This window comes from Xanthomonas albilineans (assembly GCF_002939705.1).
GTDB lineage: Bacteria > Pseudomonadota > Gammaproteobacteria > Xanthomonadales > Xanthomonadaceae > Xanthomonas_A > Xanthomonas_A albilineans.
In genome coordinates, this window is record NZ_MDCB01000003.1 from 1 (window position 1) to 13,033 (window position 13,033).

Annotated in this window: 9 protein-coding genes; 3 read left to right on the forward strand and 6 right to left on the reverse strand. The window is 65.0% G+C overall.

The genetic code is table 11. The annotated features are described in order from the left end of the window. From XalbCFBP2523_RS03105 to xerD, 4 genes are all read right to left on the reverse strand, one after another. On the reverse strand, positions 1 to 1,247 hold a 1,247-nt coding region (locus tag XalbCFBP2523_RS03105), incomplete at its 3' end, for an ESPR-type extended signal peptide-containing protein (protein WP_282956811.1). Between the two features lie 697 nt (positions 1,248 to 1,944). Next, positions 1,945 to 5,916 (reverse strand): phosphoribosylformylglycinamidine synthase, encoded by a 3,972-nt coding sequence (gene purL / locus XalbCFBP2523_RS03110; protein ID WP_012917137.1) that lies wholly within the window; start codon positions 5,914 to 5,916, stop codon positions 1,945 to 1,947. Positions 5,917 to 6,111: 195 nt separating this feature from the next. After that, entirely contained in the window at positions 6,112 to 6,918 is an 807-nt protein-coding gene (locus tag XalbCFBP2523_RS03115) for a DsbC family protein (RefSeq protein ID WP_012917138.1), read from the reverse strand. Between the two features lie 101 nt (positions 6,919 to 7,019). Beyond that, positions 7,020 to 7,994 (reverse strand): site-specific tyrosine recombinase XerD, encoded by a 975-nt coding sequence (xerD, locus tag XalbCFBP2523_RS03120; protein WP_012917139.1) that lies wholly within the window; start codon positions 7,992 to 7,994, stop codon positions 7,020 to 7,022. Between the two features lie 167 nt (positions 7,995 to 8,161). On the opposite strand from xerD, the gene XalbCFBP2523_RS03125 reads away from it, so the two are divergent. Next, complete coding sequence (locus tag XalbCFBP2523_RS03125; RefSeq protein WP_012917140.1) at positions 8,162 to 8,647, forward strand: RDD family protein; 486 nt, start codon at positions 8,162 to 8,164, stop codon at positions 8,645 to 8,647. A 5-nt stretch (positions 8,648 to 8,652) separates the two neighbouring features. Here XalbCFBP2523_RS03125 and lptG read toward each other — a convergent pair whose 3' ends face one another. Continuing rightward, positions 8,653 to 9,759 (reverse strand): LPS export ABC transporter permease LptG, encoded by a 1,107-nt coding sequence (gene lptG, locus XalbCFBP2523_RS03130; protein ID WP_012917141.1) that lies wholly within the window; start codon positions 9,757 to 9,759, stop codon positions 8,653 to 8,655. Further along, positions 9,756 to 10,841 carry an LPS export ABC transporter permease LptF gene (gene lptF, locus XalbCFBP2523_RS03135; RefSeq protein ID WP_012917142.1) on the reverse strand — a complete coding sequence of 362 codons (1,086 nt, stop codon included), beginning with the start codon at positions 10,839 to 10,841 and terminating at the stop codon, positions 9,756 to 9,758. The genes lptG and lptF overlap by 4 nt, the downstream gene beginning before the upstream one ends. Before the next feature lie 107 nt (positions 10,842 to 10,948). On the opposite strand from lptF, the gene XalbCFBP2523_RS03140 reads away from it, so the two are divergent. Together XalbCFBP2523_RS03140 and XalbCFBP2523_RS03145 are read left to right on the forward strand one after the other, a co-directional pair. Next, complete coding sequence (locus XalbCFBP2523_RS03140; protein ID WP_012917143.1) at positions 10,949 to 12,457, forward strand: leucyl aminopeptidase; 1,509 nt, start codon at positions 10,949 to 10,951, stop codon at positions 12,455 to 12,457. Positions 12,458 to 12,570: 113 nt separating this feature from the next. After that, on the forward strand, positions 12,571 to 12,996 hold the full coding sequence (locus XalbCFBP2523_RS03145) for a DNA polymerase III subunit chi (protein ID WP_045766818.1): 426 nt from the start codon (positions 12,571 to 12,573) through the stop codon (positions 12,994 to 12,996). Positions 12,997 to 13,033 lie beyond the last annotated feature (37 nt).

Sequence of the window (13,033 nt, forward strand, 5' to 3'; positions counted from 1 at the left end):
CCCAGCGCCATGCTGCCGTTGCCGCTGGCAAGGGCATAGCCCCCCAACGACACGCTGTAAGGCGCGAACGATGCGGCGCTGTGGCCGATCGCGACCGAATCGACGTTGCCCGGCCGGTTGGGAGACACATTGGCGTTGTAGCCCATTGCAATCGCGTAGTTCGCCTGACTCTCGGCGCCCGCGCCCAACGCAATTCCACCGATACCAGTCGCGGCGGTGATCGAAACGCTGTTGCCGGCGCTGGCCGCAGCGGTACTCACACCGCCCAGCGCCACGCTATCGGTACCGCTGGCCAACGCATTCATGCCCATTGCCACGGTACTGGTTGCCGTTGCCCGCGCGCCTTCGCCCACCGCAGCCGAGTAGTCGCCGGCAGCACGCGCGTCGTACCCCATTGCCGTGGCCAGAGAGCCGGCCGCCTTGGACAAACCACCGACAGCAGTGGCCCCATTTCGAAAGGTTTGCGCGTGATAGCCCAATGCTGTGCTTTGCACGCCGCTCGCGGAAGTGCCGGTGCCGACCGCAGTGGACAGCGGATCCAGCGCTCGCGCGCCGCCACCGACGGCAGTGGATGCGGTCCCTATGGCCTGAGTGGCTTGCTGATGACTGCCGATGATGACGCCTTGATCGTCGTATTCGTATACCTTGGCAATGCCGCCAATCGCCGTGGCCGAGACGCCGATGGCACTGGCATTGCTGCCTACGGCGGTTGCGTTATTCCCCAACGTCGTGGCACCGCTCCCCAGCGCGCTGCCGCCGCCGCCGATGGCTTTGGCACCTTCGCCGACGGCGACTGCATTGGCGCCTTCGACATAGGCACCGACATTGCTGTAGGCACTGCCACTGGACTGGAAGTACTTGGCGTTGGTCTCGGCGATCTGCCTCACCGTCTTGTGCTTGGTCTTAACGTACTTGGTCTTAAAGTACTTGACCTTACCGTGCTTGGCCGCATCAACGTGCTGCACGTTGACCGGATCGGTAACTGCGGCGATGCGGGCGCTATGGCGTTGCCCCTGAGCGACGGCGGCGCTGGCGGTTTGCAGCGACTGCGCCTGTCCGGGGACGGGGAGTACCGATACAGCGCCCCCCAACGCCATCACGATCGCCGCCGACAGGGTGAGCCCCTGAGCATGTCCGCCACGCCCGTCGCGTAGACGTGCCGCACGCGCGTCGCCACTGGCCAGTTCCGACGCCACGACCCACATCCCCAATGCTTTGTTCCAGACCTTGCGGTAAATCCGATTCATCGACGGCTGCTCCTAAATTCGGCTGGTTTTTGCTCGAAAAGCCACCCCCGTCCGGCGTTTCAACCGGCCGACCCCCCGTCGGTTTTTAGCGCCGCATACTCCTTGGAACCAGGACACAAAAGACGTGCGCCTGTCGCCAGCCCCAATTACATGAACAGAGGCAGAATGCGGAACTGACTGGAGTGTTAACCGCAGGCCCGAAACAAGTCAAGTTTTTGACATTTTAATTTTTCTTTTGCGACATAAATCTAAATTTTTCGAGTGAAATCCATCTCAACAGTAAAATTCAATAAAAATCAAAGCACTGTCCGCCAATTTTTCGACACATCCTTTGTAACCCGCAGCGCATCCCCTCACACGACTCCCCTGCACTCCAATGAATTGACGCATCGACACATGCAATGCGCTTGCGTCAGCCGCCAATCGCCGCCAGCGCCGATTGCGCAACATCACCCACAACACGCCACCAAACTGGCGCAGGCAAGAGCGCAGCACAGGCTGTGCTGCCTACACAACACGGACTAAGGACGATCGCACGCAACCGCCGGCGCATGCACCGGCGATGCAGGGTATGGCAGCAGAACAGCAACAAAGCGGCATCCGCGCGATGCCGTTACCCGGTCATGCAATCACGGCGGTATCGCTTCTGCAGCGGACTGACGCATCCGCATGGCAGCGGATGCGTCAGTGCGTCAGCTCAAGCCACCCACACCCGCGCGTTACGGAACATCCGCAGCCACGGCGAGGTGTCCGGCCAATCGGCGGGATGCCAACTCAGGTTGAGTGAGCGCGACGTGCGCTCGGGATGCGGCATCAAAATCGTCACCCGGCCATCGTCGCTGGTCAGGCCGGTGATGCCGTCGGGCGAACCGTTCGGATTCAATGGGTACTGCACAGCGACCGCACCATTGCCATCGACGAAACGCAGTGCCACACGCGCGGCCGCCTGATCGACGGCGCTGGCGAATTCGGCACGACCTTCGCCATGCGCCACCACCACCGGGATGCGTGAACCAGCCATACCACGCAGGAAAATCGACGGCGATTCGACCACTTCCAGCAGGCTGGTGCGTGCCTCGAACTGCTCGCTACGGTTACGCAGGAACCGCGGCCAATGGGCTGCGCCGGGAATGATGTCCTTGAGTTGGCTGAGCATCTGACAGCCATTGCACACACCCAGCGCGAAGCTGTCGCTGCGTGCGAAAAACGCGGCGAACGCATCGCGCAGCACTGGCCGCTCCAGGATCGACGTCGCCCAACCGCGGCCCGCACCGAGGACGTCGCCATAGCTGAAGCCGCCGCAGGCGGCCAGACCCACGAAATCGGCCAAGTTCACGCGGCCGGCGATGAGGTCGCTCATGTGCACGTCGAACGCACGGAAACCGGCACGTTCGAAAGCATGCGCCATTTCGATCTGACCGTTGACGCCCTGTTCGCGCAGGATCGCCACCTTCGGCCGCTGGCCGCTGGCGACCGGCGAGCGCTGCCGCACCGCCTGCACTTGCGGCACGTGTCCCTTGATGTACGGCGCGGCCACATCCTCGGCCGGATCGAAGGTCAAGTGCGGCTGCAGCCCAGGCACGGCGAAATCGCGCGCCAACGCGCGTTCTTCGTCGGCGCTGTCGGGGTTGTCGCGCAACTTCTGTATGGCATGGCTGACAGACCACCACGCATCGAACAACGCCTCCCAACGCCACTGCGCCAGTAGCTTGCCGGCCAGACTCACGCGCACGGCGGCGGCCGTACTGGGACGGGCGATGCGCTGCGCACATTCGGTCAGCGCATGGCGCTCGACCAGATCGGCGAAGGCGACGCGGTCCTCGTTGGCAACCTGTACCACGGCGCCAAGTTCCTCGTTGAACAGACTGCGGAACGGGTCCTCGCCCCAGGCATCGAGGGTGATGTCCAGGCCCTGGCGGGAGGCAAACGCCATTTCGCACAAGGCCGCGAACGCACCGCCGTCGCTGCGGTCGTGGTAGGCAAGCAGAATACCTGCCTCGCGCGCATCGCGGATGAGGTGGAAGAAGGCGCGTAAGCGCTGCGGATCGTCCAGATCGGGCACTGCACCGCCAAACGCCGGCAGTTCGCCCTCGGCATACACCTGTGCCAGGACAGACCCACCCAGGCGTTGCTTGCCACCACCCAACCCGATCAACCACACATCGCTCTCGACCTCGCGCGCCAACAACGGCGTCAACTGCGCACGCGCATCGGCAACGGGAGCGAAGGCGGAGACGATGAGCGAGACCGGCGAAACACTTTTATGGGTTGCGCCTGCATCCGACGTCTGAGCGCCGTGATGCGCAACTGTCTGCCACTGCGCCTGCATCGACAGCGAATCCTTGCCCACGGGGATACTCAGGTCCAACTGCGGGCACAACTCCATGCCCACCGCATTGACCGCGGTGTACAAGCGTGCGTCCTCGCCAGGGTGGTTGGACGCGGCCATCCAGTTCGCCGAGAGTTTGATCTGATCCAGCGCCTGCACCGGTGCCGCGCACAGGTTGGTAATCGCCTCGCCGACCGCCATGCGTGCGGCGGCCGCTGCATCGAGCAACGCCAGCGGGGTGCGCTCGCCGATCGCCATCGCTTCGCCGGCATTGGTGTCGAAGCCGGCCAGCGTGATCGCACAATCGGCCAGCGGCAATTGCCATGGCCCGATCATTTGCTCGCGTGCGGTGAGACCGCCAACACTGCGATCGCCAATGGTGACCAGGAAGTTCTTCGCCGCCACCGCAGGATGCGCCAACACCCGCAAGCCAGCCTCGTGCAAGTCCAGCGCGGCGGTGTCCAGTGACGGCCAGCGCGGCGCCGGCGGCTGACGGGTATCGCGATGCATCTTCGGCGGCTTGCCAAAGAGGACGTCCATGGGCAGATCGATGGGCAAGTCGCGCATCCCGGCGGCATCGGCCGCAGTGCCCAGCGTGCCGTAGCCCACCACCAACCGCTGCTCCGCCGTCGCCACGCCAACTGCGGCAAACGGACAACGCTCGCGCTCGCAGATCGCGGTGAATTCGGCCAGGCGCGCCTGCGGCACACCGAGCACATAGCGTTCCTGCGATTCGTTGCACCACAACTGCATCGGCGAGAGCGACGGGTCATCGCTGGGCACGCGCTCCAGATCGATGATGCCGCCCACGCCCGAGTCGTGCAGCAGTTCGGGAATGGCGTTGGACAAACCACCAGCGCCAACATCGTGGAACCAGCGGATCGGATTGTCCGCCGCCAACGCCACGCAGCGGTCGATCACCTCCTGCACGCGCCGCTCCATCTCCGGGTTGTCGCGTTGCACACTGGCGAAATCCAGATCTTCGGCGCTGTCGCCAGAAGCCACCGAACTGGCCGCGCCACCGCCCAGACCGATCAGCATCGCCGGGCCGCCAAGCACGATCACCGCATCGCCCGGTTGCAGCGCGATCTTCTGCACCTGCATCCGGTCGATCGCGCCCAAGCCCCCGGCCAACATGATCGGCTTGTCGTAGGCGCGGGTCAGATCCTGCGTCTCGGGCAACTCGAAGCTACGGAAATAACCGAGCAGGTTGGGCCGACCGAATTCGTTGTTGAACGCCGCGCCGCCCAAAGGCCCTTCCAGCATGATCTCCAACGCCGGGGCCATGCGCGGGTTCAATGGACGCGCACGCTCCCATGGCTGCGGCAACATCGGAATACGCAAGTGCGAGACGCTGAAACCGGTCAGGCCCGCCTTGGGCTTGCCGCCACGACCGGTGGCGCCCTCGTCGCGGATCTCGCCGCCAGCGCCGGTGGACGCGCCCGGGAACGGCGCGATCGCGGTCGGGTGGTTATGGGTCTCGACCTTGATGCAGAACGCCGAGGGCGTGACCGCTTCGCTGCGGTACTCGCCGCTGGCCGGGTCCGGGCGGTAGCGCGCGGCCGGATATCCTTCCACCACCGCGGCATTGTCGCTGTAAGCGCTGAGCGTGTGCTGCGGAGTCTGCTGGTGAGTGTGCTTGATCATCCGGAACAACGAGCGCTCCTGCTCCTTGCCGTCGATGGTCCAGCTGGCGTTGAAGATTTTGTGCCGGCAATGCTCAGAATTGGCCTGCGCGAACATCATCAGTTCCACATCGGCCGGATCGCGACCAAGCTCGCCGAAGCGCTGACGCAGGTAGTCGATCTCGTCCTGGGCCAGAGCCAGCCCCAGGCGCACGTTGGCCGCTTCCAACTGCGCCAGCGCGATGCGCTCGACCTCGCCGCGCACCGGCGCCTGGAACAACGCCTGCGCCTGCGCCGCGTCCTCCAACAGCGATTGGGTCATCGGATCGTGCAACAGTTTGGCCAGCGCCGCCTGATGCGTCGGTGTCGCAGGCCAACCCGCCAGGTCTAGCCGGGTCCCACGCTCCACCCGCCGGATCGCCAGGCCGGCGCCACGTACCAGTTCGGTGGCCTTGCTCGACCACGGCGAGCGCGTTCCCAAGCGCGGGACCACATAGCGCGAACAGGCCCCCGGCTCGGCCGCAACCGGCGATTCCTGGGCCTGCAAGATGCGACACGCAGCACTCAGATCGACCCGACCATCGCTGTCGCGATCGAGAAAATAGACATGCCAGGCGCCGGTGATGCGCACGCCGGGAACGATGGATTGCAGACGGGTTTCGAGCCGAGCGCGACGGAACGGCGAAAGAGCGGAAGCGCCCTCGAGGACGATCATGTCCGGTGAACCGTGTGAGGAAACGGGCTGGCTATTGTAGCCGGGACTCGGGACTCGACGCCGAACTCGCGGCTCGAAAAGCATCAGCCCCGCCATGGCGGGGCCTATGGGAGATCAAGACGCAGCAGGATCTGTCCGGCAGCACCGGCCAACGCTCCCCTTACCGGCGTTCCAGCATTCCTGACCCGTGCCCCATTAGCGGCTTGCACCGGCCTTGGACGCCTCCGCCGCACGCATGTCCAGTGCCTCGCGCAGTTTCGCTGGCGGCAAGTAGCCGCCCAACTGCGTACCATCAGGAGCAAAGATCGCCGGGGTACCGTTGACACCCAGACGCTGGCCCAGGTTGTACTGCATGGTCACCGGGTTCTTGCAGTTGTTGGACGCGGTCGGCACCTTGCCGCTGGCCTTGGCCTCGGTCAGCGCTTTCTTCTTGTCCGCCGCGCACCACACCGCCACCATGTCCTTGTAGTCCTGGCTGCCCAGACCCATGCGCGGGAAAGCCAGGTATTCCACCGCGATACCCTGCTTGTTGAGTTCGCCGATCTCACTGTGCAGCTTGCGGCAATAGCCGCATTCGATGTCGGTGAACACGCTGATCTTGTACTTCGGATTGGGCGGAGCAAACACGATGCGGTCGGCGCGCGGCGCCGATTCAAGCAGTTTGCGGCGGTAATTCAATAGGCCCTCACTGGACGCGAGCTGCTTCTCCTGAATGTCGATGGGCTGCGTCTGGAACAGATAACGACCGTCGTCGGAAACGTACAGCACATGCCCGCTGACCACCACTTCGCGAAAACCGGGGAACGGCGCCGCGCCGATGTAGTCCGGTTTGAAGCTGGGATCGAGTTCCATCAACCCGGCGCGTACCCGCTGCTCGTTCGCGCCGCCAGCCGCAGGCGCGACCTTGGCCGAGGCATCGGCGCCGACAGCAGGCGTGGTGGACTCGGCGCAGGCGGAGAGGGAAACGGCGCTGAGCAGCGCACAGAGGGCAAAACGGAGCATGAACTATCCTGAGAGCTGCAGACTGGGCCGATTGTCGCACACCCCCCATCGCGCGCGATTATGAATGGACCGAACAGGGATAGCCCCCTGACTGATCGCTCTCAACCGCGCGGATGATGTTTGCGATGCAGGGTCTGCAAGTGTTCGCGCGCCACCAGGGTATAGATCTGAGTGGTGGACAGCGAACTGTGCCCGAGCAGCATCTGCAGTGCGCGCAGATCGGCGCCCCGGTTGAGCAGGTGGGTGGCGAAACTGTGACGCAGACCATGCGGACTGATCCGCATCGGGTCGATCCCGGCCAACGTCGCGTAGCGTTTGATCAGCACCCAGAACTGCTGCCGGCTCAACGGACGCCGCGCCGCATCGATGAACAACGGCACCGCGCCGTCACGGGCCGGCACCGCCTGCCCAGCGACCAAGACCGACCGTGCCGTGTCCAGGTAGCACTGCAACCAATGCTGGGATTCTTCGCCCAATGGAACCAGCCGCTCCTTACTGCCCTTGCCGGTGACCCGCAGCACGCCTTGACGCAAATTCACCGCATTGGCGGGCAACTGCACCAGTTCACTGACGCGCAGTCCGGCCGCATACATCAACTCCAGCATGGCGCGGTCGCGCAGGCCCAGCGGCGCGGTTGTGTCGGGCGCCGCCAGCAACGCATCGATCTGGCTTTCGGCAAGTGCCTTGGGCAATGACCGCGGCAGCCGCGGCGGCTCCAACAATGCGGTCGGGTCATCCCCACGCTGGCCGCGACGCAGACGCAAGGCGAAAAACGCCCGCAACGACGACAGCCAACGCGCGTTGCTGCGTTGCGTGTAGCCGAGTTCGGTACGCCAAGCCAGATAATTAAACAGCGCCTGACGGTCGGCACCGACCAGACCATCCCCGACCCCATCGCGCCAGCGCGCAAACCCTTCCAGGTCGCGCCGATAGCTGTCCAGGCTCTGCCGCGCCAGCCCCTGCTCAGTCCAGGCCGCGTCCAAAAATTGCTGGATCGCCGCAGCATCGGCCTCGCGCAGCGGCGCGAGGCGCTGCACCTGCTGGCGGCGTTCGGCAGGAGAATGCAGAATGGGCATGGTGGAGAAGAATACGGGAAAGGCCGTCTCCGGGACCCGAGAAATCCTAACTCCTTGGATCCGTTTTACACAGGCCGCGTGCTGTCGGCGCAGCCCCAAAACGGACCGCCCCGGATCAACACAAGGCAGCCCACCGCAAAACACACGACACGCTCTAAGCTGTGCCGATGAGCGCACAGCTTCCCGAATCCCACTCACGCCCACACGCGTTGCTACCGTGGCGGCTGCTGGCGCTGTTCTACGATGCCTGGCCGGTGCTGGCGCTGTGGTTCGTGGTCGCAGCGCTGTTCACCCTCTTCTACACCCTCAATGGCCATGCACCACGCGAGAACATCGCGCCGTTCAGCGCACTGCAGTGGTTGCTGTGGCTGTGCTGCTGGTTAGTGGCCGGACTCTACGCAACGCTGAGTTGGCGCCGCGGTGGCCAGACCCTGGGCATGCGCCCGTGGCGGCTGCGCCTGCAGACGACCGACGGCAGCACACCGTGCTGGGGCGCCCTGTGGCGCCGCTACCTGGTCGGCACCTTGTCATTGCTGCTGGGCGGACTGGGATTCTGGTGGGCGCTGGTGGATCGGGAACGGCTGGCGTGGCATGACCGCGCCAGCGACACCCGACTGACAAGGATTCAAAAACAAACCCAGCATCCCCGTTAACGCGGCTAACTGCTGCGTTTACGGAACATCAACCAGGAAACGGTGAGCATCACCAGCGGCGGCAGCGCATAGGCAATGCGATAGTCGAACTTCAACGCGCCAGCCATGCGCCCGAAGAACAACTGCAACAGCCAGAACACCAGTGCGAACAGGATGCCCAGAAACAAGCGCTTGCCCATGCCACCGCTACGCAACGCACCGAACGCAAACGGGATCGCAGCGAAGCACAGCGCCAGCACATTGATCGGGTAGAACCAGCGGCTCCAGTACTGGTCTTCGTAATCGCGCGCGTCCAGACCGTTGCGCTGGCGGTACTCGATGCTGACGTGCAGATCGTGCGCGGACAGATTGCGTGGTTTGGCCAAACCCGAGGCCAGCGCCGCCGCATCCAGCTGCGACGGCCACGGCTGGCTGTCGAACGTCTCGCGCTGCACCGAGCGCTCGGCAAAGGTGTCGCGATAGCCCTGTTTGAGTGTCCAGCCGTTGGCATGATGCTCGGCGCTGCTCGCATGGGTCAGCGTGGCCAGACGGCCATTTTGGTCAAGCGAGTACAGGCGCACGTCGCGCAGTTCCAGCCAGGAGCCGCCGCCGTCTTGCAGATGCTCCTCGCCGGCCTGCGCATTGAGGAACGTGTCGCCCTCGCGCGCCCACAGCCCCGAATATCGGGCCATGCTCATATTACTGTTGAACTTGGCGTTGGCCTTGATCACATCGGCCTGGTTCTGCGCCCACGGCCCCAAGGTTTCGCCACTGAACACCATAGCCACGATCAACACCGTCATGGTCGCCGCCGCCGCCAGGCTCAGCCGCCGCCGCGACAGACCCAACGCACGCAGCGCGGTCAGTTCCGAGGTGGCGGCGAGTTGGCCCAGGCCCATCAGCACGCCGATCACCGCGCCGGTCGGGAACAGGGTGTAGGCGCGCCGCGGCACGGTGTAGGCGACATAGGCCACGGCATGGCCGAGACTATAGCTGCCCTTGCCGATGTCCTTGAATTCGTTGGACAGAGCCATGATGACATCCAGGCCCAGCAGCACCGCCCAGGTCAACAGGACAGTGCCGAGTACGGCGCGGCCGACATACAGATCGTGCAGGTTCGGGCGCAGTTTCATGGCGCAAGCCTTCGTGGCCGCGACAGCCGGCCATCGCGCAGGTACATCCACACCGCCAGGGTCAATAGCGGCAAGGTCAGCCACCACAAGCCGAGCGCGCGGGGCAGCTTGTCGGTACTCAGCCACTGTGTGCCGATGAACATCAGATTGGTGCCGACCAGATAAGCCAGGAACGCCAACATGATCCGACCATAACGCTGCTGCCGCGGCGAGCTGCGCGATAGCGGCAAGGTCAGCAGCGCAAAGGCCAGTGCCAGCAGCGGCGGCGCCAGACGCGCATGCAACTGCGCATTGGCCTGCGGACGCGGGTCGCCGATCAGCGCGGCGGTGGTCAGCAATGCGGGATCATCGTCCTTGCGTGCGGCACTGCGTTCGCTCAAGGCCACATCGTTGTTGGCGAAACGCATCATCCGGTAATCCAGCCCATCGCCAGCCAACGGCCCTTCGAACCGATAGCCGTCCTCCAGACGCAGATAGCGCTCGGCTTTGCCCTCGAAGAACATCGCGCCGCGCTGTCCGGTGACCACGTCCAGACGGCCGTCCTTCTGCCGCTGCACAAACACCTTGCTGAGTCGAGTGCCATCGCCGGAAAGGGTACTGACATAGACGATGCTGCCATCGGGCAGCGAGGTGAAGCGCCCAGCCTCCAGTCCGGCCATCAGCAAACTGTGGTTGGCCTCGTTGACCAATTGGTCGGAAGTGCGGTCGGCCCACGGCCCCAGCCATAGCGAGCACAGCCCCACCAGCGTAACCACCGGCACGACCAGCATCAGGATCGGCCGCAGCAGCCGCCTTGGACCGACGCCGATGGCGGTGATCACCGCCATCTCCGAGTCGCGATACAGCCGCGCCAGCGCCAACAGCAGGCCCAGCATCAGCGCAAGTGGCAGGATCAGCGGCAGGTACACCACGAACTGCAAACCCAACTGGGAAAACAACAACTTGGCCGGAATGCGGCCATCGGCGATGTTGCCCAGCACGTCCACCAGCACGCCCCCGACGCTGACCACCAGCAGCACGATCAAGGTGGCCGAGAAGCTCTGGAAGAAATCGCGCAGCAAGTATCGATCGAGCTTCGGCATGGGGGTGGGTTGATTTAAACTCTGAGATTCGTTCGCGGCGGCTCCAGCCCATCCGGCTGGAGGTAAACGGTCCGCAATTGTACGGTTTAGCCAACGGAATCTGATCAATGGCCCTGGAATTCACCCTGAACCACGACGCCCCGACCACGGCGGCGTTCGACTGTATCGTCGTCGGCATCTTCGCCGACAAGCAGCTGTCCCCAGCGGCCAAGGCCCTGGATGCAGCCAGCGGCGGACGCCTGACAGCCCTGGCGGACCGCGGCGACCTCAGCGGCAAGACCGGCGCCTCCACACTGCTGCACGACCTGCCAGGCGTCAGCGCACCGCGCGTGCTCGCCGTGGGCCTGGGCGATGCCACCAAATTCGGCGTCCCGCAGTACCTGAAGGCGATCACGGACGCCGCCCGCACACTGAAGAGCGGACCGGCGGTGTCTGCGCTGCTCACCCTGCCCGAACTGGAAGTCAAGGGGCGCGACCGCGCCTGGAACATCCGCCAGGCGGTGATCGTCAGCGAGCACACCTGCTACCGCTACACCGCCACCCTGGGCAAGAAGAAACCCGAGGACAGCGGTCTGGCCCGGCTGGCCGTGTTCGGCGAGGACATCACCGCCCTGGCCCAGGGCCAAGCCATCGCCGCCGGCGTACGCTTCGCCCGCGAACTCGGCAACCTGCCGCCCAACCTGTGCACCCCGGCCTACCTGGCCGAGACGGCCGCCGCGTTCGCCAAGGGCGTGGACGGCGCCGAGGCCGAGATTCTCGACGAGACCCGCATGCAGGAACTGGGCATGGGATCGCTCCTGGCGGTGGCGCGCGGCTCAGCCAACCGCCCGCGGCTGCTGGTGCTGAAGTGGAACGGCGGCGGCAACGCCAAGCCCTACGTGCTGGTCGGCAAGGGCATCACCTTCGATACCGGCGGCGTCAACCTGAAGACCCAGGGCGGCATCGAAGAAATGAAGTACGACATGTGCGGAGGCGCCAACGTCATCGGCACCTTCGTCGCCACCGCCACCGCACGCCTGCCGCTGAACTTGGTGGTGGTGGTGCCGGCCGTGGAAAATGCGATCGACGGTAACGCCTACCGTCCCTCGGACGTGATCACCAGCATGTCCGGCAAAACCATCGAGGTCGGCAACACCGACGCCGAAGGCCGCCTGATCCTGTGCGACGCACTGACCTACGCCGAGCGCTTCAACCCCGAAGCCCTGATCGACGTGGCCACGCTGACCGGCGCCTGCATGACCGCCCTGGGCCACCAGACCGCCGGCCTGATGAGCAAACACGACGATCTGGCCGAGGAACTGCTGGCCGCTGGCGAACACGTCTTCGACCGCGCCTGGCGCCTGCCGCTGTGGGACGAATATCAAAGCCTGCTCGACTCCAGCTTCGCCGACGTCTACAACATCGGCGGCCGCTGGGCCGGCGCGATCACCGCCGGCTGCTTCCTGTCGCGCTTCACCGAAGGCCAGCGCTGGGCGCATCTGGACATCGCCGGCGTCGCCAGCGACGAAGGCAAGCGCGGCATGGCCACCGGTCGTCCGGTCGGGCTGTTGACGCAGTGGCTGCTGGACCGGACCGGTGGCGCTGGGGCGCGGGACGCGGGACCGGGGACGCGGTAAGGCAGCCCCATGTCGTTCTCGCCGCCCCGCGTCAGCGCGAAAGAGCGCCTGCTGGGTTCCAGCAAGCGCTCTACCCAGCAACGAACCCGCGTTCCGCCTGCCGACCTCTCCTCCTGATGCGCGCCGACTTCTACCTGATCGCCAAGCCACGGTTCCTCACTGCACCGCTGCGGCTGGTATGCGAGCTGGCGCGCAAGGCCAACGACGCCAACCTGTGGACGCTGGTGCTGGCGCGCGACCTGGCCCAGGCCGAGGAACTGGACGAACTGCTTTGGGCGTTCGACGACGACGCCTATATCCCCCACCAGATCGCCGGTGCCGACGCGGACGAAGAGGAGGCGCAGGTGTTGATCGCCCCTCCAGAAGTGGACGCAGCATCGCGACCACTGGTCATCAACCTGCGCGACGCGCCCTATTTGGGCACCTGCGAGCGCGTCCTGGAAGTGGTACCGGCCGACCTCTCCGCGCGCGAACCGCTGCGCGAGCGCTGGAAGCAGTACAAAGCACAGGGCTACGCAGTCAACAAGTACGACATGTGACCGCGCCAGGCATGGCGGTTGGAGAGGCTGGAACGGT

Excerpts from the sequence above, each read along its gene's own strand:
- purL (WP_012917137.1), bottom strand. The coding sequence starts at position 5,916 with ATGATCGTCCTCGAGGGCGCTTCCGCTCTTTCGCCGTTCCGTCGCGCT.
- XalbCFBP2523_RS03115 (WP_012917138.1), bottom strand. The coding sequence starts at position 6,918 with ATGCTCCGTTTTGCCCTCTGTGCGCTGCTCAGCGCCGTTTCCCTCTCC.
- xerD (WP_012917139.1), bottom strand. The coding sequence starts at position 7,994 with ATGCCCATTCTGCATTCTCCTGCCGAACGCCGCCAGCAGGTGCAGCGC.
- XalbCFBP2523_RS03125 (WP_012917140.1), top strand. The coding sequence starts at position 8,162 with ATGAGCGCACAGCTTCCCGAATCCCACTCACGCCCACACGCGTTGCTA.
- lptG (WP_012917141.1), bottom strand. The coding sequence starts at position 9,759 with ATGAAACTGCGCCCGAACCTGCACGATCTGTATGTCGGCCGCGCCGTA.
- lptF (WP_012917142.1), bottom strand. The coding sequence starts at position 10,841 with ATGCCGAAGCTCGATCGATACTTGCTGCGCGATTTCTTCCAGAGCTTC.
- XalbCFBP2523_RS03140 (WP_012917143.1), top strand. The coding sequence starts at position 10,949 with ATGGCCCTGGAATTCACCCTGAACCACGACGCCCCGACCACGGCGGCG.